Genomic DNA, 26,121 nt, shown 5'->3' on the forward strand with positions numbered 1-26,121 from the left:
ATAAGCACCATTGTTATGATAAATCCAAACGGTGAGCTTGGATATATAAACTTTTATTTACATGCTTGAAGGGAGAGATTTACGTAATGGATAACAAACAACTGGAGCAACTCATTATTAAAGCATTGGATGACAACAAGTTCGGTTCCTTTGGTACGATCGAAGAAGGAAATAAGCCGAAAGTACGTTATATGGCCATTTTCCATGAGGGTTTGAAGATTTATTTGGCTACAAATCGCAAAACTCATAAAGTGGAGGAGTTATCCGATAATCCGAATGCTTTTGTACTGCTTGGCTATGAGGCAGGCGGAAGCAAAGATGTGTTGGAGATTGAAGCAACTGCTACCGTCTCTAAGGATGAAGGCTTGCGCTCCAAGGTATGGAATAAAGAGCTGGAGCCATGGTTTACAGGACCTGATGATCCTAATTATGTAATTCTGGAGCTTACTCCAACACGTATTGAGTATGTAGGCAGCAATAAAGAGCATGGAGTATGGCAGCCGTAAGCTATAGCGTTGAATTGATCAAACAGCCCTCCTATCCCATATGGGGTAGGAGGGCTGTTTGATGTGTTATAATGACTTCAACTTTTTAGGTATTCATATCGGGGAGGAGCTAAAGCTACATGAACGTTACTCTGTTATATATTGAAGATGATCGTGAAATTGGCAGTGTAGTGTCTGCTGATTTAAGCGAAAGAGGATATAGTGTCCGCTGGTTACGGAGCGGCGAAGGAGCGATGGAAGAAGCCGGCGCCTGCCAACTGGCTATTCTCGATGTTATGCTACCAGGTCTGGACGGGTTTACGATCGGGCAACGTTTGAAACGTTCTTACCCTAAGCTGCCCATTTTGATGCTCTCCGCCCGGACCTCGATTGATGATAAGCTGCAAGGTTTGGAGTTCGCAGATGATTATTTGACCAAGCCCTTTCATCCGGATGAATTGGCCGCTCGAATCGAGGTGCTGCTCCGAAGGAATGGGGCATCGGTTCAGGATTCACTCACACTTAAACATCTAGTCGTATATGAAGGGGATAACCGCGTGATGAATGCTCAGACTCAGGAAGAAATCATGCTTACAGGTAAGCAATTTCAGATTTTTTCCTATTTGCTGCGTCATCTTAACCAAATTATGACGAAGGAGCAGATCTACGAGGCCGTGTGGGGTGAGGCTTATATCGAAGGAGATAAAACTCTGATGGTACATATTCGTTATTTGCGTGAAAAGCTGGAGCTTGATCCGGGTAATCCGGAAATTATCGAAACTGTCCGTGGGATCGGCTACCGGGTAAGAGCATGAGAGGATTAGAGCGCATTCGCAAGAAACGTAATTCCTCTTTGTTATCAGGGTATTTGCTAATTATCGTATCTGCACTGCTATTTATCCCTGTGGTCCTTCCGTTGTCTTTTGTTGGCTACAATATTCTTAACGAAGTGACCAAAGGTGCCCCGCCTGTAGATACATCCCTGTATTCGAATATTGCACCGCTGGAGACTATGTGGCATAAAGAGGCACTTCACTTAGAAAGTGCCTCTTCGGAAGCCATAAATCAGCGGCTGCATGAATTGAGTCGAAAATACACTGAGGCTACTATGTTTTGGGTAGACGGGCAGGGAAAAACCCAGTTGATTCTCACGCCTGATGAAGGGGATAAGGATAAGATTTACCCTGAAGTTCCTGATCAGTGGACTGCGGCTGAGGCTATCTCATTTATGAAAGAAAGTACGAATCGTGATCCTTTAGCCATCGTTGCTTTCGTGGGGGACAAAGTGGAGGCAGACAAGGGATTTATGGTGATGCAAATTCCAAGCAAGCTGCTGAACAAAGGGGCTTATGGGGGATTAGGGGCTTGGGCTTGGTATAACTTTGTGTTATTTACCCTTTTTGGAGGGTTCGCTCTGGTTTCGTGGATGTTCTTTAGAAAAATTCGCAAACGGCTGCTGCAACTGCAAACCGCGATGACGATCACAGGCCCGGATAGAATGCCTAAGTCTATAGTGACAGGAAAACTGGACGAGATCGGTCGCTTGGAGGAAGCTTTTAATACGATGGTAACTAAACTGGATGAAAGCCGACGCAGGGAAATAGAAGAGGAAGAGTTGCGTAAGCGTCTAGTCTCGAATTTATCTCACGATTTACGCACACCCCTAACCGTCATTCGCAGCCATATCCATGTTATGACCAAAGAGGATCTGACCTCAAAAGGTAAGCAGTCCTTACAGCTTATGGATGAGCGTATTGCGGATCTTAGCGTCCTGATTGAGAATCTTTTATCTTACAATCTGCTCAATAGTGGACGGGTAACCTTAAAGCTGGAACGTAAAGATGTTCTACGCTTGTTACGGGAGAGTGCGGCTGCTTGGTACCCCGTATGGGAAAAAGAGGGCTTCGATATTGATATTAACCTGGAAGCCGAACCGCTATTCTGGAGGGTGGATGAGGTCTGGTTCCGCCGTATTCTCGATAATTTGTATCAAAACATTGTACGACATGCCAGCAGCGGGCATTATGTCGGGATCTCAACGGAGCAACGTAATGAACAACGTGCCATAATTATTGCGGATCATGGTCGAGGCATTCAGAGTCCATCCGATTACAGGGGGGCAGGTTTGGGATTGTCTATCGTCGATCTTTTGATGAAGCATATGGAGCTGGAATGGGTTGTGGAGAGCACAGGCAAAGGCACTTCTATTGTAATCTTTGATCCGCGTCGTGAAATTTAAACAAAACTTAAACTTGGCACTTCCTTGTTCTTAACCTTGGGACGTTATGCTGTATACCGAGGTGAAGAACATGGAAGAAACAGTGATTAAAACTAAGGATTTATTGAAAAAATATCGTGGCCGGGCTGCGGTAGAAAATTTGAATTTAAATATCCGTAAGGGAGAGATTTATGGTTTTCTGGGTCCTAACGGAGCTGGGAAAACTACAACAATCCGTATGCTGCTTGGCCTAATTACACCGACATCTGGAAAAATTGAAGTGTTCGGCCAGGATCTTCGGAAGAATAAGCTGCAAATTTTACGGAAGGTAGGGTCGCTTGTCGAATCCCCCTCGTATTATGGGCATCTGAGTGCTGTGGACAATCTCGAAGCAATCCGCCGCATTCTGGATGTTCCGAAGTCACGAATCGCTGAGGTGCTAGATATTGTTTCTCTAACCGGGGAAGAGAGACGTCCGGTCAAAGGGTTCTCCCTCGGGATGAAGCAGAGACTCGGTATCGCAGCTGCCTTGCTAGGGAATCCAGAGCTGCTTATTCTGGACGAGCCAACGAACGGACTCGACCCGTCAGGGATTCAGGAAATTCGTGGGCTTATCAAACGTTTGCCACGGGAGCAAGGAATTACGGTTGTAGTATCCAGTCACCTGCTTAGTGAAATTGAACAAATGGCAGATACCGTGGGTATTATTCGCCAAGGGCAAATGGTATACCAAGATACAATAGCTAATCTGCAACAACAGGCTGCTGGCGAGATACGCCTTGCGGTTTCGGAACCAGAGTCTGCGTTACGTCTCGCTGGAGGCCGGGGGTATGAAGGGACACTACAAGAGCAAAAACTGATTTTTTCAAGAATGAACGATGCAAGAGTAGCGCTGCTAGTCAAGGCTTTGGTAGAGAATGGGCACGCTGTCTATCGTGTAGAGGAGCGGAGACAATCGCTTGAGGACTTCTTCCTACAGGTTGTGGGAGGCGGGGAATCATGATGTGGCGGGCGTTGTCAGCGGATTGGCTTAAAATCCGCGGCAAAGGAATTTGGTTTCTAGTGTTTCTAGGACCGATTGGTCTGGTAGCCATGCAGGGCCTTAACTTTGGCCTTCGTTATGATTATCTGCGTCAGCAGTATAGCGCGGATTTATGGGGAGGACTTCTGGATAATGTGTCCGGGTTTGTGCCCACAGCTCTTTTTCTGGGGGGCACTTTAGTATGCTCGTTGATTGCAAATGTCGAACATCAGATGAGTTCATGGAAGCAGCTCTTGGCACTGCCTATCTCTCGTACCTCAGTGTTTATGGCTAAGTTAATGCTCTGTCTGCTGCTAGTGGCAGTTTCCTGCTTGTTGCTCTCAGTGGGGATAGTTGTTTTAGGGCTTATTTTGGGCTTCAAAGCGGATCTTATTCCTTATGTGGATGTAGTGCGGATTGGCTTTATGTCCTATATTGCGGCTCTGCCGGTCATCGCGCTACAGCTGTGGCTTTCCCTGGCTAATCGTAATCAGACACTGCCAGTTGCCCTGGGGATTACATTATCTTTGACGTCACTTTTCTCCATGTTCCTTTCGGAGTGGGTGCCTTTAACATGGCCATATTTGGCGTGGGACTCCTCTAATCGCCTTTTGTTCAGCGGTGCGGGTCTGCTGCTGGGAATGCTGGTGTTTTTGCCGGGTGCAGTGCATTTCGCTCGAAAGGATGTGGATTAAGATGATGTCATTTTGGAGAGTATTGTCCTCAGAGCGATTAAAAATGTCTAAATCATATGTTTGGCTTTTAGTCATAGGAAGTCCGGTTTTATCACTGGTTCCCGGATTGTTATCGGATAATCAAGGTGAGAAGATGTCTTGGGAGCTGCTGTTAAGTGTGATGTCAATGATGCATGCTTTGCTGTTTCTGCCTGTGCTTTCAGGCATTTTTGCGGCCCTGATCTGTCGTTATGAGCATCATGACGGTGGTTGGAAGCTATTGTTGTCTCTGCCTGTAACCCGGTTGTCGGTGTATCTCTCAAAATATGTGATGATCATCGGATTGCTGGCTGCTGTGCAAGTAACGTTCCTCATTATGGTGCTGGGAATGGGCTTGTTCCGAGGGGCTCCAGATCCAATCCCTTGGGCGCAGCTGCTAAAATCAGTATTTGGCGGCTTTGTAGCCTGTCTACCTCTCGCCGCATTGCAGCTGGCGATCTCGCAAAGCTGGAGCAGCTTCGGCGCACCGCTGGCGCTGAATGTGAGTCTGACCATTCCCAATATACTGATCGCTAATTCTTCAACCTACGGCCCCTATTATCCTTGGGTACAGCCGTTGTTGGCCATGAGTCATTATGGTGATGACGGATTTGGTGCCTTTAATCTGCCTTTAGAGACACTGATGATGATAGTGGGAGGAAGCTTGATTGTCTTTTTTGCCGCAGGACTAATCTCCTTTTATCGTAAAGCAGTCTAATTCACAATCAGAGGCTATAAACTCCTCCTCAATGGACATCCCGTGCTGTTTTTCTTATAATTAAAGAATATAATTAGCTAAGATGGAGGAGGGCGAGAGCATGGAGCCAACGGCATTAGAGGACTGCGACAATACATGCAAGGGTTCAGAGCTTGAACCGGAATCCATTGCATTGATCCTGCCAGACCGTGGGATTACTGATAAAATGGCAGAAATGTTCAAAGCGTTGGGTGATCCAACACGAGTGCGGCTCATTTACGCTTTGTCACAGCAAGAATTATGTGTACATGATTTGTCCGTGATCCTTGATATGGGCCAATCTGCGATATCCCATCAGCTCCGTTATTTACGGAATCTACGGATCGTGAAGCGGCGTAAAGAGGGGAAAACGGTATTCTATTCGCTGAACGATGCGCATGTGGAGCAGATCTTTTTGCAGACCCACGAGCATGTCCGACACGAATAGCTAGTTGCAAAAAAAGAGGGACTCCAGCAGCCATTGAATGGCTTTTGGGAGTCCCTCTTTTTATTATGCCGACGAGTCCCAACCATCCACTACGGCTTACGGACCCAGCTGACGTTATTTGCACAATAATCGCTTTTTGAGCAGAGTTGCGGACCTCAGTGCAGTTATTCTTTAGAAAGAGGTCTTATTTTGCTCTTTTTCATGCCAATAGCGCCTATGGGGTCCGATAATATGCTAAACCGGGGATAATACTGCTTTTAGTGTCAATTGGGTCCGTTAGCTGTGCGGTTTGCGACAAATATTGCTCTAATGAAGCTAAGTGGCATCTCAGCTTAACTAAGTAACATCTCAACTAAACTAAGTAGCACCTCAATTAAACCAGGCTGCATAGGGGTTAACCAATGCGTTTAAATCCACTGAAGCCTTGTATTTTGAAGTAAGGATTTAGCTTATTAGCTGGCTTGATTTAGGTTCTTCGTTAGGTTTGGTTTTCTAAAGGACAACACTAGCCAGACACATTGCACAGCAAGCACTAGCAGGATAAATAGATCGATTCCCATGTATTCACTCGTATTATCGTTGCCCACAAACTGAATTAAATTATGTATAAAGTGAAAGGATATCAGCGGAAGAATATTATTATTTTTTAGCATCAACAAGGCTAGCGCAAAACCGATCAGAAGCGCATATACGAGTTGTAGAAGAATTTGTGTGATATCTGTGCTGGATAATGCATTAAGTAAGTGGGTAATAGAGAAAAGAATACTTGAAGTGATCACTGCTGTTTTAGCCCCTTTAGGAAGCAAGGTCTTTAAAATCAAACCGCGATAGATACTTTCCTCCACAAAAGCGACCAGCAGGGTGAAGAAGATAAAGAACAGTACCTCAGATGCACTGATCTCACGAAATCCCTTAAAGGATATGGTAATCAGGACCACTACTAGCGGGGCATAATAGATCCAGTTGCCCGAGGATATGGTGTTTAGAGGTCGGAAGCCAAGCGTGCTCCATTTGCGCTTAACTGTAAAGTAGATGATGAGTACAAGCGCGATTGGGATGAAGGAGATAAGTACAGGGGCGGTGTACGCAAGTTCCTTAATTGTTGCGTAAGCCCCGGCGGCAGTTACGGCTACAAGTAATAACACTTCGATAATAACTACGCTCCAAATAGGGTGTTTCTGTGAAAAAGAAGACGTTTTGGCTAGCTTTGACATGTTCTAAATTCATCCCTTCTGTGTAAATCATTTGCCCATCGAGCTTCATTGATAATGGGGTCATTCGTATGTAAGAAACTTACTTTGGGTCATACATGATTTTACATATTTTCACGTAAAGGTCAATTGATTTAATTTTTAAGATAATGTAGAAAAATGGTGTATATCGCGTATTGACCTTGAAATATAAAGGGAATATAATAGGGCTAAGATAACATATGAACAAGTGCTCATATATGGTTTTTATTTGAGGAGATGTGCCGTATGGATACAATGCAAGGAAAATTAAAACGTCAGTGGGAATTAGAAGGCTTGGATTGCGCCAATTGCGCGATGAAAATTGAAGATAAGGTGAAGAAGATTGAAGGTGTATCGTCTTGTTCCGTTAATTTTGTAACAAAAACAATGACGTTGGAAACTGCCGCAGGGTATGAGGAGTCAGCGATTGTAGAAGCGAAGAAAACGGTGAAGGCACTTGAGCCCCACGTAAATGTGAAAGAGAAGGTTGGGGGCAATCACAAGGCGCGCAATAGTGGCGCTCATGAACATACGCATGATCACGAGCATGGTCATGAGCACGGCCATCAAGCTGCTGGACATCATCATGGTCATGAGGATGCTGAAGGTCATGGTCATACGCACGAGCATGGGGAAGGTGATACACGCAAAATATTGCTGCGGTTAGGCGCTGGTGGAATTCTTGCTCTAGCTGGGATGTTCCTGCCCGTGAATGGAGTAGTTGAATTGCTGATCTTTTTGGCAGCCTATCTTATCGTGGGTGGTGAAGTTGTCTGGCAGGCGGTTAAGAACATCATCCGTGGCCAGGTGTTTGATGAGAATTTCCTGATGGCTCTGGCAACTATCGGTGCATTTGCGATTGGTGAGTATCCAGAGGGCGTGGCTGTAATGCTGTTTTACCAGATTGGAGAACTGTTCCAAGGTCTGGCTGTGAATCGTTCACGCCGATCTATTACGGCACTTATGGATATTCGCCCCGAGTTTGCCTATCTCAAGCTTGGAAATGATCTGAAGAAGGTCTCACCAGAGGAAGTAGCCATCGGAGATTTGATTGTTGTTAAACCCGGTGAGAAGGTACCCCTTGACGGAACAATACTTGAAGGTAACGCCATGATGGACACATCTGCACTTACTGGAGAGTCGGTACCACGATCAGCTGGTCCAGGAAGTGCGGTGTTAAGTGGTTTTATTAACCGGAACGGCGTAATTACTGTGCAAGTTACTCAGACCTTTGGAGAATCGGCCGTATCCAAAATATTGGAGCTAGTGCAGAATGCATCAAGCAACAAAGCTAAAACGGAGAACTTTATTACTAAATTTGCACGTGCCTACACGCCTGTAGTAGTGATCACAGCAGTCCTGCTGGCCGTCGTTCCTCCACTGCTGATCAGTGGTGCAACTTTTTCGGATTGGATTTACCGTGCACTTGTATTCCTCGTAATCTCTTGTCCTTGTGCGCTTGTGGTCTCGATTCCACTGGGATTCTTCGGAGGGATTGGTGCAGCTTCACGCAGCGGTATTCTGATTAAGGGAAGTAACTACCTGGAAGCCCTAAATGATGTGAAGGTAGTTGTCTTTGATAAAACGGGAACGTTGACCAAGGGACAGTTTAAGGTGACAGGAATTTATCCGTCGGGTGGCAAATCTAAGGATGAATTACTGCGGACAGCCGCTTATGCGGAGAGCCATTCCAATCACCCGATCGCTGAGTCGATTCGGACGGCTTATGGTGAACAGATTTCTAAGGAAGCTATCTCGAATTACAATGAAATCTCTGGTCATGGTATCGAAGTAACTATCGAAGGCAAGACCGTATTTGCAGGTAACGCACGTCTGATGGAGCGTGAGGGAATTGCTTATGAGGTCCCAGAGCAGAGCGGTACAGTTGTTCACATAGCGGTAGATCATCAATATGAAGGTTATCTGGTGATCGCTGATGAAGTGAAGGAGGACTCACTGCAGGCCATTCAGCGCCTCAAAAAGCTGGGAATACGCAAGACGGTGATGCTGACAGGTGATGCTTCCGCCGTAGCTGAAGATGTAGGGAAGCAGTTAGGGGTAGATGAGGTACACGCAGAGCTTTTACCACAGCATAAGGTAGAGGCCATCGAGAAGCTGGATCGTGATAAGTCTCCACGCGAGAAGATTATTTTTGTCGGAGACGGAATTAATGATACTCCTGTACTGGCTAGAGCCGATGTCGGCATCGCTATGGGAGGACTTGGTTCCGACGCTGCCATTGAAGCAGCAGATATTGTAATTATGACCGATGAGCCTTCGAAGATTGCTGTAGCTATCGGAATTGCCAAGCGTACTCGAGCCATCGTATGGCAAAATATTATTTTTGCTTTAGGTGTAAAAGCTATATTCCTTCTGCTCGGTGCATTTGGGATTGCCACGATGTGGGAGGCTGTATTCTCAGATGTAGGGGTAACCGTACTTGCCGTACTGAACAGTATTCGAGCTTTAAAAGTGCAAGACGAGGGTTAAGAATCTTTGGTGTATTAAATAAATGAACTCAACAAAAGTAAGCTTTAGGATTCCGGTTTTAGGGGTCTTAGGGCTTATTTTTTTTATTCTCCAGCAAAGAATTTGTCTATTTTTGCCGATATAGAAGATATATCCACATCAGGAGATATTATAACAAATGGAGTGAGGAGGCTATTTCATCGTGAATGAAAATGAAATGAAAGGAAACAAGATGAAAAAAATGAGAAAAAATGTAACGAAGAGAAAAGCGACGTCAATTCAACTTAAGTGGTCATCTGTTATATTAGCTATTGCAATCGTGCCGCTCATGGTGGCGACCATATTTTTACTTGATTATTTCGGCAATGTCACACGCACAGACAGTGAGCAAATGGCGCAGGACACCATTAATACGAACACATTCCGGATGGATGAGTGGCTATCCAACAAAACCTCGTCCGTAAAGGATCTGGTGTCCCAGCATCCTGAGTTCGATTTTACAAATCCGGCAAGTATCTTCCCTGTGATAGAAGTGCTGGAGGAAAGTGACAGTGAGACAGAAGGTTACAGTGTCATTAGTAAAGACGGCCAGTTAACCAATATGATGAACATGACCGCAAATGTAGCAGATGCGAGCTATTTCTTGAAAGCGAAAGAAACACATGCGCCTGTGTTGGGGGAAATGTCCTATCTGGAGCAGCTTGATAAATATATCATTCCAATCGTAGTTCCTGTCATGGATAAGGATAAGCAATTTATGGGAGGTATTGTCTTCTCGATTACTCCTGAAGTTCTTGCCCAAATGAGTAATGAAATTACTATGGCGGATACCGGATTTGGATATGTAATCTCAAATGATGGCATGTATTATACATATCCAGACGTCAGTCGTATGGGCAAAAAAATTACCGATTACGCTAAAGAGCCGGCTCTTCAGAAGGTCGTTGACAAGATTTTGAGCAACAAAGAGGGGTCCGAAACTTATAAGGGCGAAGATGGTAAGAAAGTCATTACATACTTTAAGACAATTCCAGATACTGATCTGAAGCTTCTTGTAACAGTGCCGGAGAAAGAGGTTTTTGCTAAAGTGACCTCTGCACAAAGAACAGCAATGTTCATCTTACTGGCAGTTATACTTGTCATAATTTTTGTTTCACTGTACCTTACTCGTCTTATCGTTAGACCCATTAAAGCAATTTCCTCGACTATGAAAAAGGTGGCAGAGGGTCATCTGAATGAGAGGGTTAAAGTGCAGTCCGGAGATGAGATCGGCGAGATGAGTCAAAATATCAATGATATGATTGAGACACTCTCCGGTATTGTCAACAAGATTGATACAACAGTAGTGGAGGTTGCTTATTCCTCAGAAGGAATGCTGAAATCGGCTCAACGTTCGTCCTATACTTCAGCAGAGGTTGCCACAGTTATCCAAGAAGTAGCTCAAGGAATGGAAGAGCAATTTAGAGGGTCCGAGCAATCCGCAAGAGCAACGGAAGAGATGGCCGTAGGTTTGCAACGTATTGCTGAGTCCTCTGCAGCGGTATCAGATCAGGCTGAGACAGTCAACTCAGAAGTAGAGAGTGGCTATTTGGAAATTCAATCTACACTGCAACAGATGGCTGTTATCAGTTCCACAGCTAATCAGACTGCCGAGATGATTGGGAAATTAAGTGAGCAATCGGAACAAATCGGACAAATTGTGGATGTAATTTCTGAGATATCCAATCAGACAAGCTTATTATCTTTGAATGCTTCTATTGAGGCTGCCAGAGCTGGAGAACATGGTCGTGGCTTCGGTGTAGTTGCGAATGAGGTGAAAAAGTTAGCAGAGCGGACGAACAGTTCCATCATTAGTATAGTGGAGCTAATCGGCGGCATTCAGTCTTCAACAACAAGTGCAGCGGATTCCATGAAGAAGAGTATTGAGGAAATTGGCGATGGAATGGGGAAAATGCAAAACGTCGGTGTTTCCTTTGATCATATCCGTTCTTCGATCCGTGAAGTATCGTCGCAAATACAGGATGTGTCAGCAATTAATGAAGAGATGTCAGCCGGCACGGAAGAAATAACGGCTTCTATATCCGATATGCTCGGAATAGCTAAAGAATCTGCTGAGAATGCTCAGGCGGTCTCCTTAGCTTCAGGGGAGCAGACAGAGATTATGAAGGATGTCGTGTCCTCCGCGGAATCACTTAATGAAGTGATGTCTGTGCTGAAAGAAGAAATCGAAAAGTTTAAAAAGTAGGAGATAAACTGAGATTCATCTCCTAATAATACAAAAAATCGCTCTCTGGGAGCTGGCGGGTGATCTCACCCATTCCCAAAGTAGCGATTTTTTTTATGAATTAAACGCTGTCTTCCAGCTGTAGGCTCTCGATGCCTGCACGTACAATGTTGCAGGAGTGGTTCAATTTCTGGGTTTCCTCTGTATTTAAATTAAGCTCCAGCAGCTCTTGAATCCCAGTGTTGCCTATGATGGCGGGCACGCCCGTGCATACACCGCTATGTCCGTACTCTCCATCCAGAATGGCGGATACGGCGATAATTTTGTGCTCATCATTCAGGATCGAACGGGTAATGTAGGCAAGTGCGCTGCCAATCCCGAAATGGGTGGAGCCTTTACGGGTGAAAATTTCCCAGCCGGCATCTTTTGTCTTGCGGGAGATATCCTCCAGATCCAAATGCGGGAACCGCTCGCGATGCTGATCTAAAATTTGCAGAATAGGCTTGCCGCCAATTGTTACATGGGACCAAGCTACAAATTGGGATTCACCATGTTCACCTAAGGCGTAGCCATTAACACTACGCGGGTCAATGGAGAACACATCGGAGAGCAGGGTTTTTAGGCGCGACGAGTCAATGGAGGTCCCGGTACCAATAATTCTGTGGCGAGGCAGACCTGATATTTTCCAGACCATATAAGTGACAATATCGACCGGATTAGCGGCGACTACGAAAATTCCATCAAATCCCCCAGCCATGATGTTGGTAATGATTTCTCGAGTAATAACCGCAGAGGCTTCCAATACGTCAAGTCGGGTCTGCCCGGCTGTTGGATTAGCGCCAGCGGTTAAGATAACGACATCCATTTTTGCACAATCGCTATAGGTTCCGGCATACACCTTTGTGCGTGTGCTTGTGAAATCCATACAGTGCGAGAGATCAAGTGCTTGTGCCATAGCCCGATCATAGGTGCGGTCGATCATCATAATTTCGTCGCAAATGGCCTGATTAACCATGGAGTAAGCACAGCTTGAACCCACCATTCCGGCCCCGACGATGGCTACTTTTCTCGATTTACTTTTCAATTGCCTTGTCCTCACTCTCTAAAAGTTATACGCAGTATAGGCTTCCAAATGATATTTATTTCAGCATTAAGGTCTTTTGGAAGCTTATCGTTAGGTATGCTTATAGTTTAACGTATCCCTTCGCAAGTTACCTGACATCGGACTTGCAAAGATTATATTTTTTCTGTTTAATGCTGAATAGGTGACATGATGAGTTAGTTATTTCAGGAGATCTATCCCTATAGTGTATGTAAAGTGCTTAAAGAGGATGTAATAAGAGGATGGCTAATTGATGTCAGAAAAGGGTGAAAAGTAGAAAAAAGCAGAGGAGAACATAAGCTTGAGTTACAAGAGGTAAGAAGTCATCTCAAGGATATCGGGTAAGAACCCTGAGATGGCTTCTTAGGATTATTATTGATAATCATGGCTGCGGCAGCAGACTCACCGAGGAGGTCATAGCCTTATAACGCTTGAACATAAAAAATCTCCAATGAACAATCATGCCGAAGGCTAAAATAAAGAACAAACCACCGGACTGTGGAATAGACACATAACGGTTAATAAATTCATGGAGTAAAGTGCGGACTAGAAGAAGTCCGAGCAGGATAAACGCAAAGCTCTTGGAGCGTTGAGCGTAAATTTGTCCATCACGTTGTTCAAAGTGGGTGCTGCGTATAAGAGGATACGCGAAGATGAACCAGCCAATCAAAAAGGCGACTGCCGCCCACCATAATGGGAATCTGACCGCAGGTGCCACAAACATGGCAAAACCCGTCGACATACCGAGAGGTGGAATCCATATTTTTCGAATAGTAACCGGACGTGCGCTTGCTTTTAGACGAATGAAAATAACCATCAGCGCCATGAACAAAGCCCCTAATGTGGAGCCAATATGTAGAAGCGAGGGGTTTATGTTACCCATGATACACGACCTCTCTATGATTTCAGTCACTTGTATCTTCATTATAACAGAAAAACGATGGCAAAACATTGAAGTGTATTGGCTCTATCCCTGCAACAATTCCAGCAGAGGAATTTTTTCTTAAAGGAACGATACATACAAAAATCCCCGCCAGAGCATACTCTGACGAGGATTTATTGATTTGAATATTATTATCTCAGCCCAGACTTACGAACGGCTGCGTCCACTTGTCGAGCGAAGAATAAGGCTCACGATAAAGATCAGCACAACGGCACCGATCAAAGAAGGGAAGAAGTAGAAATCACTTACTTTAGGTCCCCAGCTTCCCAGAAGCACGCCACCCAGCCATGAACCGATAATACCAGCGATGATATTACCGATAACACCACCAGGAATATCTCTGCCCATAATCAGACCAGCCAACCAACCAATAACCCCACCAACGATTAACATCCATAGAAAACTCATGTTACTTCAACTCCTTCGTTTTGTTGTTTGCGATGTCTACTATTAACCTTTGTGACCATCTTTAAACCACATGGAAAAACTTACTTCTTCCGGAATGGTTAGGAAGTAGGCTCTAAATGCAGTTTCGATAATGTATTACAACTATAAACATGCTATAGTGAAAAAATATTATAAAATTATGAGTAAACCCCTATTAGTAAAGGGTAAGTAAGAAGTAATACAATACATAAAAGATAAAGGAGCCACTATTATGGAACGGGCTAATGAGGCATTGTTTTATGCAGGAACGTATAACTCTGAGAACGAGAAGGCGATTCAGTTATGTGCGCTTAGTCTTTTGTCGGGGGAAATGAGAATTCTTGAGGGTACCGAGGGAATTGAGAATCCATCGTTTTTAGCTGTGAATAAAGCAGGCAGCGTGTTGTATGCAGTTAGTGAGAAGGATCAAGGTGAGGTTTACGCATATGCAATTGATCCCGCAACTAAAGCGTTGAAATCACTTGGAAGTCGTCCTACGGAAGGTGGCGCTCCTTGTTATGTCTCCATTAGTCCTAAGGAAGATTACATATTCGTCTCCAATTACTCAGGAGGCAATGTTAATGCTTTTCCTGTAAATGAAGATGGTTCGCTTCAAGAGATGTCCGACCAAGTAAAACATGTGGGTTCAGGCATTCGTGAAGACCGTCAGGAGGCTCCGCATCCGCACTCTGTCATTCCGGACGCAAGTGGTAGACATGTGCTGGTGTGCGATTTGGGACTGGATCAAATTGTGATCTATCGCCCTGAAGAGGGCAAACTGGTAAAACATCGTGAGCTTAATCTGCCACCTGGTTCAGGTCCACGTCATCTGGCGGTGCATCCCTCTGGACAATGGATCTACCTGGCGAATGAACTGAATTGTACAGTAACGGCATTTGCTAATGATGAACAGGATGCAAATCTAAATGTTTTACAGCATCTTAGCACGCTTCCTGATAATTATACTGCCGGTAGTGACGATACAGCTTCCGATATTCATGTCTCCCCTTCTGGCAGATTCCTGTATGTCTCCAATCGGGGACAAGACAGTATCGCCCTGTTCCATATCGATGAATTAACGGGTCTGCTTGAAGCAGTGGATTGGCAGGGTACCGGCGGGCGTACTCCGCGTAACTTTGCAATTATTGGGGATAAGCTGCTTGCTGCTAATCAGAATAGTGATAATATTACCTCGTTCTCTATCGATAGTGAGAGTGGCAGATTAATCCCTACAGGAAATGAATTGGAAATGAAGTCACCTGTTTGTGTGCAAGCGTTGTAGGCTGAGACTAGGTTATTGTATGTCGTAAAAATAAGGGCTATTCCCGTATCCATTCATTTTTTCGTGAGTGGAGGTTGGGAATAGCCCTATTTTGCAAATGAAGTCCTAAGGATAATAGCAAGTGATTTTTAAAATGTATTTCGGATACCTAAATCGTAAAAACCGATGTCATCCAGCATGATCCGGTCGCCTTCTTCATCAAGATAGAAGGTGATTTCTGTCAGGTTATCAGGATCCAGCTCTGGTTCTTCCTCTTGAAATTGTTCGAACGGCATCTCGTAGGTTTGAAATACAGCTTCGGAAAGGTCACCGTATTTGCCATCGTTTATCCGCTCTTCAAGCCATGGGAATAACGTGAACTGAGTTTGTGGAAGCGGCAGTATGTCCATTACTTCATCCAGCGTCAAGCGGGCTGAGGTATCATTATGGTCAGTTAACTCCACCTCAACCTTTGGAGGTAGTGGAACATCCATTTCTTCACTAATGTCACCATTCAGATTTGCCATAGAGAACGTAAGGCCATCTGCCCCTAAAAGAGCAGTTTCAGTACGGACACTGCCGTTAAGCTTAATGTTGTAATAAGCTTCTTCGTTTTTGCTGGCTGTGCGTTCAAGGACAACACCATAGGTCGCTTTGCTTTTCGACTCCCGGTCTTTAGCCAGCTCTTCTGACCAAGAAACACCCGATGCTTCTGCTGTTCCCAGTTCTACTGTGTTTTTGTTACGGTCATCGTCGAATGTGGCTACAGGACGATATCCCCCGCTTTGGAATCGATTGTAGTAGGCGGTATCTGGTAACCACTTCAGCCCGCTGCGATAATCCCGGAACAAGCTTTGGTATTCCTCTTTTTCATGCAAGGTGGTCTCCAAGAAAGCTGATACATAGACCTTAGCGATTTGCCGTTGTTTGTCTGCATCCATGATTTGTGCCCGATTTAAAAAGAGTCCAGCTGGCAAGGTCTGATCATACCCGCCCCAATCGCTGTTGAATTGACTGTGATTGGCGTCCGCAATATACAGCGAGCTTTTGAAAGCAGACGATCCTTGGGAATAGGAGGTACGTATATACTGCCGATCACCATAGAAATCATGTACATCTCCATCGCGGGCTCCCTGGAGGGTCAAATAATTGATGTCTTTGAGACGGGCTTGCTGGTCATCTATCGTTTTGTCCGTTGGTGCAAGCGCGATTACAGAGGTTATATTAAAGCGATTAACTGCCGCCATCACCGGATCATCCTTGAACCAACGAGTGGCATCCGCGGCCATAGCTACGGCTTGTCCTCCGCGGCTATGGCCGAGCAGGGCGGTTTTTGTGAAATCTATTTTCTGATAAAAAGGACTGCCCGGATCATCTGAAAAGTCTGCTAGCTGCTCTAAATGTTTCAGTAGGGTCCAAGTCCGTACTTTAAAATCATTGTCCGGAATACCGGACCAAGCAGAATAATTCAGGAAATTCTCATCGAGCGAGATCGCGATAAATCCCCGGCTTGCCAATAGTTCGCCGAGATAAGCGTACCCGCCATCAGAGTAATCCTCCATCATATGATTGCCGTGCACCATCAGTACTACTGGATATGGACCTTCGCCTTCTGGCATCCATACGCGACCATTCAAGGGAAGTGCCTTATAATCGAAACCCCAGAATAAAGTGCGCAGCTTTGACCAATCCTTAATATAAGCAGAAGCATCGGCCGTAGAGGATATCAAGCTTGTATCCTTACCGTATTCGGCACGATGTAGATCGGTACCACTGGCATAGGTGAAGGTCTGATAAGCTAGATTACCTGGTTTTCCAGGATCGGAGGCTGTAAGTGGAACAACTTCCGTATCGTTGATGTCGACCGACTCTGAAATAGGCAGTTCTTGCACTCCGCTTGCCAGCGCAAGTGGGGAAAAAGTCACTGCCACTGTTAGCAGAAGTCCTAATGTTATTCTTTTGCTGCGGAGCAGGCCAATGGCTAATCCGCCTAGTGCTCCTAGCAGTGCAAGCACGACCGCAATGACAACCGCAGCCTCAATTTCAAAATCTGCATAATATAAGATTAGTAGAATAGCTCCAAAATCACTCAATACACAGCCTGCGAATAATCTTGGGATACGCAGTCCGGTCAACGCTAGCAGAACAGCCAAGATATTGCCGGAAATCGCCAGCAGGACAGTGCCTGCACCTGCAGCAAGAGCGATATCGGTAGGTTTACCTAATCCAGTAGGAATGCCTAACACGGCAGTACTAAAGGCTAAAAAGCATACTATCCACAGACCGGCTATAGCTGTTCTCCAAACTGCTGTATCGTAACGGTAGGTTCCCCTAATTCTTCGTCCAATTTCTTGAGCCATACGTCTGTGGAGCCGCGGTTTCAACGGCGCAGGGACGTACTCTAAATCCATACCCATGACTCTCTCCCCTGACATAAAGCGGTAATTTCTCTTAACCCATAAGCTGTAGCAATAATATTACTTTATAGCATCAATAACAAGTGGATCTTACAGGAACCGACCCCATAGCTTGTATGGTGTGGTGTGTGTGAGTTTTCTTTGACATAGGCTGGAAAAAAAGGTTTGACACAGTTAAAGGGTTTCAGTATTATATCCATATAAACCAACTAAGTAGATAGGAATAATTGAAGAAAGTTCTTACCGTACGAACGGAGGAACGCCTGCATTAGGCTCGCAGACACGGTCTTAGGACCGGTTTGACCTGCCATACGTAGGCTTTCCTCCGTTCTTTTTGTGTTACCCAAGGGTTTGTCTGGTACGAAAAAACATGGGGGAGTGGAAAAGATGAAGAAAAAGATGAATAAAGGGCTTCTTGTAGGGTTTAGCTTGTTGCTGACGGCAGGGCTTACTGCTGCTTGCGGCAGCAATAACAATAACGGCAATAGTGCTAGTCCGGCAACAGACGCACCAGCAACAACCAATTCAGCGGAGGCCACAAATGCGGCTGAAGCCACCAAAACTCCATCTAAAGATCCAGTAGAACTACTGAACGTATCTTATGACCCTACTCGCGAATTGTACGAGAATTATAATAAAGCTTTTGCTGCCTATTGGGAGAAAGAAACAGGACAGAAGGTCACCATTAAACAATCCCACGGTGGATCGGGGAAACAAAGCCGTGCTGTGCTTGATGGCCTGGAAGCGGATGTTGTGACATTAGCACTTGGTTATGATATTGATGCCTTGCAGGAAAAGGGACTGATCAACGAGGGCTGGCAAAGTAAATTCGATCATAACAGCTCGCCTTACACCTCGACTATCGTGTTCCTTGTACGCAAAGGGAATCCGAAAGGAATCAAGGATTGGCCAGATCTGCTCAAAGAGGGCGTAGAGGTTATTACACCAAACCCGAAAACATCAGGTGGAGCACGCTGGAACTACTTGGCGGCTTGGGGTTATGCACTAGACCAGAACAATAACGATGAGGCTAAGGCTGAGGAATTTGTAAAAGAACTGTTCAAGCATGTGCCAGTGCTGGATACCGGCGCGCGTGGATCTACGACAACGTTTGTGGAGCGTGGAATTGGTGATGTGCTGATCGCATGGGAGAATGAAGCCTATTTATCCGTGGAAGAGCTTGGACCGGACAAATTTGATATCGTGAATCCTTCGGAGAGCATTCTGGCTGAACCGCCAGTAGCTATAGTAGATAAGGTTGTGGACAAAAGAGACACGCGTGAGGTATCCGAGGCGTACCTGAAGTATCTCTATAGTGAAGAGGGACAAAAAATCGCGGCTGAGAACTATTACCGTCCTACATTAGATAGTGTGAAAGAAGAATACAAAGATAAGTTCCCGGAAATCAAGCTGTTCACATTGGCTGACAAATTCGGAACCTGGAAAGAAACGCAAGAGAAGCATTTTAATGATGGCGGGATCTTTGACAAGATTTATGTGCCGGGTGCCAAATAACAGATGAATGAAATGCAGGATATGATTATTGAGATTTGTCCCGGTAGGGGCTGATCGGCTAAAAGGCCGAAGGCGAGAAAGGATGAATAGGGGATGAATGTCACCACTACGGCTGCACCAGTAGCAACGCGGCGCAAAATACTGCCCGGCTTCGGGCTGACGATGGGCTACAGTGTTTTATACCTGAGTCTAGTGGTTCTACTGCCACTTTCGGCGCTACTGTTCAATTCTACAGGTCTGAGCTGGGCGAAATTCTGGGATGTAGCTACGGACCCGCGGGTATTAGCTTCGTATCGTGTGAGCCTGTCGACAGCTGCTGCGGCTGCTTTTGTAGATGCAATTCTAGGTCTTTTGCTGGCGTGGGTACTGGTACGTTATGAATTTCCGGGCAAAAGAATATTTGATGCGCTGATCGATCTCCCGTTTGCCTTGCCGACAGCTGTAGCTGGTGTCTCCTTGACGGCGCTCTATGCAGGCAATGGCTGGATTGGGTCTTGGCTTGAGCCGCTGGGATTAAAGGTGGCATTCACTCCGCTCGGGATTACCTTGGCTTTGATGTTCATCGGCATACCGTTCGTTGTCCGGACGGTGCAGCCGGTGCTGGAGGATTTGGACAGAGATATGGAGGAGGCTTCGGCAACCCTTGGCGCAGGCCGCTGGAGAACCTTTCGTTCAGTAGTTCTGCCTGAGCTGTTTCCGCCACTGCTAACAGGTTTTGCTCTAGCTTTTGCTCGGGGCATCGGTGAATTCGGCTCCGTCGTGTTCATCTCCGGTAACATGCCGATGAGGACGGAGATTGCTCCGCTGCTTATTATGTCTAAACTGGAGCAATATGATTATGCCGGAGCTACCGCCGTTGCCCTGCTATTGCTCCTCATCTCTTTCTTAATGTTACTTGTTATTAATACACTTCAGCGCTGGGTTCGTAAGACTTCTCGTTGAGGGTAATCGCCGTGACAGCAGACGTCCGAACATGTTCAAACTTACTCGGAGACACTCGATATCTGCCGTTGATATTGAATATTCCAAGCTATCTTGTCTTCGTAAAACCCTTTAAAGGAGGAATAATTTTGGCCGGTACCGTCCCTCTCCATACCCCCCGGCTACAAAAGAATGCGTCCTCGTCCGCGACAACGGAAACCCCAATTGTAAAATGGGTGTTGATCGGAGCGGCTGGGCTAGTCCTTTTTTGGCTGATTGCTCTGCCATTAGTTGTTGTGTTAACCGAGGCACTTAAGAAGGGCTGGGACGTATATATTGCTGCCCTGACTGATCCGGATGCCCGCTCAGCGCTGCGATTGACGCTGCTTGTTGCGGCGATAACTGTGCCTCTGAATACCTTTTTTGGTGTAACAGCGGCGTGGGCTGTAACCAAGTTCCGTTTCCGCGGCAAAGGGTTTCTGATCACCTTGATTGATCTCCCTTTTGCAGTCTCGCCAGTCATCGGCGGCCTAATCTTTGTACTCGTCTTCGGAGCAAACGGATGGTTTGGCCCTTGGCTGAGCGCCCATGATATTAAGATCGTATTTGCGCTTCCGGGTATCGTGCTAGCCACGTTGTTTGTGACGTTTCCTTTTGTAGCGCGTGAGTTAATCCCGCTGATGGAGGATCAGGGTACACAGGAGGAAGAAGCGGCAATTACACTCGGCGCACATGGGTGGCAAATCTTTTTCAGAGTCACGCTGCCTAATATTAAATGGGGGTTACTATACGGCATTATTTTGTGTAATGCGCGGGCCATGGGTGAGTTTGGTGCGGTTTCTGTGGTGTCCGGGCACATCCGTGGGGAGACGAATACGCTGCCGCTGCATGTTGAGATTTTGTACAACGAATATCAATTTTCAGCATCTTTTGCAGTAGCTTCTTTGCTCCTGTTATTGGCTTTGGTAACGATGATTATTAAAAGCTGGTTGTCGCGAAAAAATGCCCATTGACATGACTTTTAGTTCCATGCTAAGTTAATTCATAGTATACTGGTTGGTAATAACGGAATTGAAGAAAAAAGGAATTTAGGCGGATATAATCCTTTGGTGAGAAAGGGAGGCTAGAGAATGGCTAAACCGCTGAAAGTGGACGATTTATGGCTTACGCGGATTGCAGGACTTCTGGATGATATGGAATTTGGCTCATTGCATATTGTGGTTCATGAAGGTCAGATTGTTCAGATGGAGCGTACGGAACGCAAACGGTTTGAGAATAGCAGTGGCAACGCAAATGGACGTTATATTGGTGAAAGCGGCAGCCGGCGGGCCGATTCTCAATCGGCGGGACGTTGATTCAATCTCTGGGCAATCATAAAGGTATATATCATCTTTTTGGATAAAAGATTATGGAGTTGTCACATAAGCCACGAAATGGCTGTTGGGGCAACTCCTTTTTCTTCGTATGCTTGATATTTGGCACGTATGACGCACCATATGACGCACCCCATCGGACTCAGTTGACACTAAACGCAGTATTATGCCACATTTGCCCCGCTAACGGACCGCATAGCCGCTATTGGCATAAAAAACACCACATATGGACCTGATTCTAAGCAATAACGTCCCTGGAGTCCGAAACCACGCTCCAAAAGCTGAAAAGGCGCAAATAACGTCATCTGGGTCCGTAGGTCGCAGGAATGATGAGTGATGAAGCAGACCGCCCCGAGTAAAAACACAGCAATATGTCATCTGGGTCCGCAGGTCGCCGGGAATGATGATTGTTGAAGCAGACCGCTCATGAGTAAGAACACGGCAATATGTCATCTGGGTCCGTAAGTCGCAGGGAATGATGAGTGTTGAAGCAGACCGCTCATTAGTAAGAACATACAATACGTCATCTGGGTCCGTAGGTAGGTCGCAGAGGATGATCTGTCTCTTTACGACATATACAAATGATCAGCCCGTAGGGCAGCTACATATTTTGATGACGCAGTACGTTTGTTAATAACGAGGGGCTTGGCGTGAGGCGGATACGCCCTCCATCAACAGGATGAACGCAGTAATGGCGTGCATAATCCAACCAACGATCGGAACAAAAGCTAAAATCGAGGTGATAATGCCCAGAACGTTCCCCATGAATGGTTTATGTTCTCTTTGCAGCACAACAACGGCTACAGCATGAAGCAAAAAGGCAATGGCCAAAGGGACCCAACCATTAGCAATGATAAAGAGTCCGCCAATCAACGGCAGAGCCAGAAAAGCTTCATAAAGGCATGTTCCCCATTTAAACAGCTTGGCTACAGGAGACATAATGCTTCACCCACCCTTTTAAAAATATTGTTACAGATACTATTCCACACAGTCAGTAAAGGAATTCAAGAATATAATGCTTATCCCTCAGTTTCAAAAACATCCCTAGCAGTGAGCCTTGCCTGTGAACCATGCAGTCGTATATAGTGGGAACAGCAATGCTGAACGGAGGAGTGCGGATGGAAACAACAAGTAAGCTTGATATACGCCATGAACAGCCTTCAGTGGAACAGTATTTGGCACTGAGAAAAGAAGCTGGGCTGAGTGAAATGAGTGTGGAAGGTGCAACGATCGGTTTGCCTCGTTCTATTTTTGCGGTAACTTTGTATGAGGAGAATAACCTAATCGGGATGGGACGGGTGATTGGCGATGGGGGATGCTTTTTTCAGGTCACGGATATCGCGGTCAAGCCTTCACATCAAGGACGAGGTTTGGGAAAGCTGATCATGCAGGAAATCAGGAAGTTCCTTACTACTGTACCGGACAAGGCGTATGTAAGTCTGATTGCAGATGGAGAAGCCTCGAAGCTCTATGCACAATATGGATTTGAATCGGTTATGCCACATTCTCAGGGAATGTTTTTGCGTCGCTAAGCTAAGGCGAATTCATGCTGCTTTTTTAGTAGAGAGTGCCCCTTGTATTGGTTAAGGGGTTTTTGGTCTGGAAGTGGAGTAGTAGGCGCGATCTGGTTTCGATCGGATTTGAGCGGATAAATAATGTTTAAAGGCTGTAAGGGAAAAGCTATTCAGATGAGCATCAAAAAAATAATAGAGCAGGAAGGCTGCACGATAATGGCCTTGCTCGTAGAATGTGAGGAACAACAAGATGGATGTTGTAATATTGGGCGCTTCAGGAACGATTGGAAAGGCAATTGTACAGGAGGCATTAAAAAGAAAACACGAAGTAACAGCTGCGGTACGCAATCCAGAGTCAGTAACTCTCGAACACGAGCGTTTACATGTCACAACGGTGGATATTCTTGATCCGGCTTCAGTAGCGGCTGCGGTCCGTGGCCATGAAGAGGTAATCAGTGCTTATGGACCAGGAGCGGGCCACGAGCAGGATCTGATTACGGCGGCAAAAGCGTTGGTGGAGGGTATGCAGACGGCAGGGTTAAATCGGCTGTTGGTTGTTGGAGGTGCAGGTAGCTTAAAGACTGAAACTGGAGAGCTGCTGATGAATACACCGGATTTTCCTGAAGAGTTTAAACCAGTTGCAGAGGCGCATGCGCAGGCTTATGAGATTTACAAAAATACAGAATTGGATTATACGTATCTCAGTCCTGCTGCGGTAGTTCATCCAGGTCGTCGTACAGGTCATTTCCGCATCGGATTGGACCGTCTTATTCTAGATGAGAATGGTGAAAGCAAGATTAGTGTGGAGGATTTCGCTGTAGCTATGGTGGACGAGCTGGAGGAAGGGAATTTTAGTCGGGCCAGATTTACTGTCGCTTACTGATATCAGACTTGCGCCGGACTTGCGCTCGGACTTGTACTTGGAATTGCGTGTGAAGCTTTGGAACGGTAGATAGCGGAAAGGGGCTAAATCATGTATCTGGTAACTGCTGAGCAAATGAGGCAGCTGGACAGCGAAACGATCCAGCAGCTGGGGATTCCAGCGATTGCGCTGATGGAGAATGCGGGAAGAGTTATCGCAGAGGAGATCATCGCGCTTTGCCGGGAGAGAGGCGGGGCAGGCTGCAGGAATGCAGCCAAAGGGAACGATGCCGGGCTAAAGCAGGCCGCGCTGGGTGACCTAGGCAAGGCATTTAAGGTCAGCGCAGATCATGCGCTGACGCTTGCCTCTGCCGCCGCCGAGCGATGGTTCATCCTCGTCGGCAAAGGCAACAACGGCGGCGATGGCCTCGCCGCCGCACGGTACCTTCGCGAGACCGGCATCGCCGTCACGCTCGTCTATGCGGTGCCGCCGGAGTTGCTCTCCGGCGAGGCCGCCCTGCAGCGCGATGCGGCTGCAGCCATGGGCCTGCCTGCCGTAGTATACGGCAGGGATCGGCTGGACCTTGCCGAGTGCAGCGGCATCCTGGATGCGCTGCTCGGCACCGGCGGCGCGGGAGCCCCGCGCGGCGCCTATGCGGAGCTGATTGCCGCAGCGAACAGCAGCGGCAAGGTCATTGTGTCCGCGGACATCCCCAGTGGTCTGAACGCGGACACAGGAGAGACGCATGAGCCTTGCATTCATGCGTCAGTGACGGTATGCCTCGCGTTTCTCAAGCGAGGCCTCCTGCAATACCCCGGTGCAGGCGCAGCGGGGCATGTCAAGGTACGGGCCATCGGCATTCCGACTGCTCTGGCTCTTAACAGCGGTGTGCAGACTCATCTGCTGACACCGGAAGTGCTGCATGCCCATTTGGGTGTCGATCTGGCCCGGCGGCGGTCGCCAGAAGGCCATAAGGGAACTTATGGGCATGTACTCCTTGCTGCCGGCACCTTACGGATGAGCGGCGCCGGACTACTGGCAGCCCGTGCTGCGCTGCGCACGGGCTGCGGACTGGTGACGTGGGCGCTTCCTAAGAAGCTGTTACCTTCCGTCATCGGTGTTGTTCCTGAACTCATGCTGGCTGATGTAGGTGGCAGTGAAGAGGGAAACTGGGAGGCTGAGACCGCGCCCGAGCTACTGAAGTTAAGCGAAGAGCGAGATGTAATCGCTGTGGGACCAGGTCTTGGACGGTTCCCGGGTGATACAGATTGGCTTCGCAGTCTTTGGAAAGGCAGTGATTGCCCGCTGGTTATCGATGCGGATGCTTTAAATATTCTGGCTGACTCCGATTATAAGAGTTGGGCGCGGCGCCGTCATTCTGTAATTCTGACACCTCACCCAGGCGAAATGGCTCGCCTGGCTAACCTAACTACGGCAGAGGTCCAACGTGACCGAATCGGTCTGGCTATGGACTATGCCAAGGAGCATGGGGTTACGCTTGTGTTAAAAGGAGCACATACCGTGATAGCAACTCCTGAAGGGCAAGCTTATGTAAATACCACAGGCCATCCCGGCATGGGCACTGGTGGAGCTGGTGATGTGCTAACGGGCATGATTTCCAGCCTGCTGGCTCAGGGACTTCATGCTACGCAGGCAGCAGCTTTTGGGGTATACCTGCACGGATTAGCAGGAGAGGGAGCAGCCCGTCAGCGGAATAATCCGGCGGCTATTATTGCCGGAGATATCATTGAAGCGCTTTGAGTATCCCTAATAAGGCTTATGACAGCAGTAAGCAGAGCAGTGGCAGAAATAGGGCGAATACTGGCAGCAACAGAGGAAACCTTTCTACACCAAGCTGGGTCACTCTGAGAAGGAGTAGTCCAAGGACTCCACCCAGACCCCATAGCAGATACTCTGCACCTTGTTCCGCTGCCAGCCATAGACCTGCACCAAAACCCGTGACGACATATACAGCAAGGGGCAGGATAGGGGATTTGGAGCGCAGAATACGCAGCAGTACATCTGCTACTAACGCCGCAGGCAATCCATAAGCATAAATGGCATAAGGAATCGATAGTGGCCAGCCTTCAGGAATTCCATCGGATTGTGGAAATCCAAGCATAAATAAGGTAATAAGGACGTAAGTTAGCCCTGCGCAGGCTAATTTGGTTAATGCGTACATGCCACTGCTTAGGCGGACAGAAGAGATATCATAATCATTTATCTTATTCATTTGATATA

At 46.7% G+C, this 26,121-nt stretch carries 24 protein-coding genes; 17 read left to right on the forward strand and 7 right to left on the reverse strand.

All coding sequences use genetic code 11. The annotated features are described in order from the left end of the window. The first annotated feature begins 86 nt into the window (after positions 1–86). The 7 genes from MHI51_RS02320 (at position 87) to MHI51_RS02350 (ending at position 5,621) form a co-directional block, all read left to right on the forward strand. On the forward strand, positions 87–506 hold the full coding sequence (locus MHI51_RS02320) for a pyridoxamine 5'-phosphate oxidase family protein (RefSeq protein WP_036682665.1): 420 nt from the start codon (positions 87–89) through the stop codon (positions 504–506). Between the two features lie 119 nt (positions 507–625). Next, complete coding sequence (locus tag MHI51_RS02325; protein ID WP_076219565.1) at positions 626–1,300, forward strand: response regulator transcription factor; 675 nt, start codon at positions 626–628, stop codon at positions 1,298–1,300. Next, the gene (locus MHI51_RS02330; RefSeq protein ID WP_341000990.1) at positions 1,297–2,724 is read left to right on the forward strand and encodes a HAMP domain-containing sensor histidine kinase; all 1,428 of its coding nucleotides are present in this window, start codon (positions 1,297–1,299) and stop codon (positions 2,722–2,724) included. The genes MHI51_RS02325 and MHI51_RS02330 overlap by 4 nt, the downstream gene beginning before the upstream one ends. 70 nt (positions 2,725–2,794) lie before the next feature. Further along, positions 2,795–3,706, forward strand: a complete 912-nt coding sequence (locus MHI51_RS02335; protein WP_076276001.1) for an ABC transporter ATP-binding protein — start codon at positions 2,795–2,797, stop codon at positions 3,704–3,706. Continuing rightward, the gene (locus MHI51_RS02340; protein ID WP_405173546.1) at positions 3,703–4,419 is read left to right on the forward strand and encodes an ABC transporter permease; all 717 of its coding nucleotides are present in this window, start codon (positions 3,703–3,705) and stop codon (positions 4,417–4,419) included. The genes MHI51_RS02335 and MHI51_RS02340 overlap by 4 nt, the downstream gene beginning before the upstream one ends. A 1-nt stretch (position 4,420) precedes the next feature. Continuing rightward, positions 4,421–5,155, forward strand: coding sequence for an ABC transporter permease (locus tag MHI51_RS02345; RefSeq protein WP_076276002.1), 735 nt, complete (start codon positions 4,421–4,423; stop codon positions 5,153–5,155). A gap of 100 nt (positions 5,156–5,255) precedes the next feature. Beyond that, complete coding sequence (locus MHI51_RS02350) at positions 5,256–5,621, forward strand: metalloregulator ArsR/SmtB family transcription factor (protein WP_036682656.1); 366 nt, start codon at positions 5,256–5,258, stop codon at positions 5,619–5,621. A 452-nt stretch (positions 5,622–6,073) separates the two neighbouring features. Here MHI51_RS02350 and MHI51_RS02355 read toward each other — a convergent pair whose 3' ends face one another. Then, positions 6,074–6,835 carry a CPBP family intramembrane glutamic endopeptidase gene (locus MHI51_RS02355; protein WP_076276003.1) on the reverse strand — a complete coding sequence of 254 codons (762 nt, stop codon included), beginning with the start codon at positions 6,833–6,835 and terminating at the stop codon, positions 6,074–6,076. A 264-nt stretch (positions 6,836–7,099) separates the two neighbouring features. On the opposite strand from MHI51_RS02355, the gene MHI51_RS02360 reads away from it, so the two are divergent. After that, positions 7,100–9,343, forward strand: coding sequence for a heavy metal translocating P-type ATPase (locus MHI51_RS02360; protein WP_076276004.1), 2,244 nt, complete (start codon positions 7,100–7,102; stop codon positions 9,341–9,343). Between the two features lie 181 nt (positions 9,344–9,524). Then, complete coding sequence (locus MHI51_RS02365) at positions 9,525–11,567, forward strand: methyl-accepting chemotaxis protein (protein ID WP_341000992.1); 2,043 nt, start codon at positions 9,525–9,527, stop codon at positions 11,565–11,567. A 100-nt stretch (positions 11,568–11,667) separates the two neighbouring features. Here the strand turns inward: MHI51_RS02365 and MHI51_RS02370 are convergent, their stop codons facing one another. The 3 genes from MHI51_RS02370 to MHI51_RS02380 all read right to left on the reverse strand — a co-directional run bounded on the left by MHI51_RS02370 (position 11,668) and on the right by MHI51_RS02380 (position 13,999). Beyond that, positions 11,668–12,630, reverse strand: coding sequence for an L-lactate dehydrogenase (locus MHI51_RS02370; RefSeq protein WP_076124580.1), 963 nt, complete (start codon positions 12,628–12,630; stop codon positions 11,668–11,670). Between the two features lie 400 nt (positions 12,631–13,030). Then, on the reverse strand, positions 13,031–13,531 hold the full coding sequence (locus tag MHI51_RS02375; RefSeq protein ID WP_076185218.1) for a CcdC family protein: 501 nt from the start codon (positions 13,529–13,531) through the stop codon (positions 13,031–13,033). A gap of 207 nt (positions 13,532–13,738) precedes the next feature. Beyond that, positions 13,739–13,999, reverse strand: coding sequence for a GlsB/YeaQ/YmgE family stress response membrane protein (locus MHI51_RS02380; RefSeq protein ID WP_036682650.1), 261 nt, complete (start codon positions 13,997–13,999; stop codon positions 13,739–13,741). Positions 14,000–14,249: 250 nt separating this feature from the next. Between MHI51_RS02380 and MHI51_RS02385 the strand changes: the two genes are divergently transcribed. After that, complete coding sequence (locus MHI51_RS02385; RefSeq protein WP_405173547.1) at positions 14,250–15,299, forward strand: lactonase family protein; 1,050 nt, start codon at positions 14,250–14,252, stop codon at positions 15,297–15,299. A 128-nt stretch (positions 15,300–15,427) separates the two neighbouring features. Here the strand turns inward: MHI51_RS02385 and MHI51_RS02390 are convergent, their stop codons facing one another. Further along, positions 15,428–17,695, reverse strand: coding sequence for a chlorophyllase/cutinase-like alpha/beta fold protein (locus MHI51_RS02390; RefSeq protein ID WP_076276006.1), 2,268 nt, complete (start codon positions 17,693–17,695; stop codon positions 15,428–15,430). 387 nt (positions 17,696–18,082) lie between these two features. On the opposite strand from MHI51_RS02390, the gene MHI51_RS02395 reads away from it, so the two are divergent. The 4 genes from MHI51_RS02395 (at position 18,083) to MHI51_RS02410 (ending at position 21,486) form a co-directional block, all read left to right on the forward strand. After that, positions 18,083–19,210 (forward strand): sulfate ABC transporter substrate-binding protein, encoded by a 1,128-nt coding sequence (locus MHI51_RS02395; protein WP_036682645.1) that lies wholly within the window; start codon positions 18,083–18,085, stop codon positions 19,208–19,210. Positions 19,211–19,303: 93 nt separating this feature from the next. Beyond that, positions 19,304–20,152, forward strand: a complete 849-nt coding sequence (gene cysT, locus MHI51_RS02400) for a sulfate ABC transporter permease subunit CysT (RefSeq protein WP_405173548.1) — start codon at positions 19,304–19,306, stop codon at positions 20,150–20,152. 128 nt (positions 20,153–20,280) lie between these two features. After that, positions 20,281–21,144 carry a sulfate ABC transporter permease subunit CysW gene (gene cysW / locus MHI51_RS02405; protein ID WP_076101318.1) on the forward strand — a complete coding sequence of 288 codons (864 nt, stop codon included), beginning with the start codon at positions 20,281–20,283 and terminating at the stop codon, positions 21,142–21,144. 117 nt (positions 21,145–21,261) lie between these two features. Then, the gene (locus tag MHI51_RS02410) at positions 21,262–21,486 is read left to right on the forward strand and encodes a YezD family protein (RefSeq protein WP_076101319.1); all 225 of its coding nucleotides are present in this window, start codon (positions 21,262–21,264) and stop codon (positions 21,484–21,486) included. 648 nt (positions 21,487–22,134) lie between these two features. Here the strand turns inward: MHI51_RS02410 and MHI51_RS02415 are convergent. Then, positions 22,135–22,443: a hypothetical protein gene (locus tag MHI51_RS02415; protein WP_076134873.1), complete on the reverse strand. Its 309-nt coding sequence runs from the start codon at positions 22,441–22,443 to the stop codon at positions 22,135–22,137. A 179-nt stretch (positions 22,444–22,622) separates the two neighbouring features. On the opposite strand from MHI51_RS02415, the gene MHI51_RS02420 reads away from it, so the two are divergent. The 3 genes from MHI51_RS02420 (at position 22,623) to MHI51_RS02430 (ending at position 25,641) form a co-directional block, all read left to right on the forward strand. Then, the gene (locus MHI51_RS02420) at positions 22,623–23,036 is read left to right on the forward strand and encodes a GNAT family N-acetyltransferase (RefSeq protein ID WP_081398215.1); all 414 of its coding nucleotides are present in this window, start codon (positions 22,623–22,625) and stop codon (positions 23,034–23,036) included. A 232-nt stretch (positions 23,037–23,268) separates the two neighbouring features. Continuing rightward, entirely contained in the window at positions 23,269–23,901 is a 633-nt protein-coding gene (locus MHI51_RS02425; RefSeq protein ID WP_076218933.1) for an NAD(P)-dependent oxidoreductase, read from the forward strand. Positions 23,902–23,991: 90 nt separating this feature from the next. After that, positions 23,992–25,641, forward strand: a complete 1,650-nt coding sequence (locus MHI51_RS02430; RefSeq protein WP_405173549.1) for an NAD(P)H-hydrate dehydratase — start codon at positions 23,992–23,994, stop codon at positions 25,639–25,641. A 16-nt stretch (positions 25,642–25,657) separates the two neighbouring features. Here MHI51_RS02430 and MHI51_RS02435 read toward each other — a convergent pair whose 3' ends face one another. Further along, positions 25,658–26,113: a hypothetical protein gene (locus MHI51_RS02435; protein WP_405173550.1), complete on the reverse strand. Its 456-nt coding sequence runs from the start codon at positions 26,111–26,113 to the stop codon at positions 25,658–25,660. Positions 26,114–26,121: the final 8 nt, after the last annotated feature.

The organism is Paenibacillus sp. FSL H8-0260 (assembly GCF_045040625.1).
In the GTDB taxonomy this organism is placed as follows: Bacteria; Bacillota; Bacilli; order Paenibacillales; family Paenibacillaceae; genus Paenibacillus_AQ; species Paenibacillus_AQ odorifer.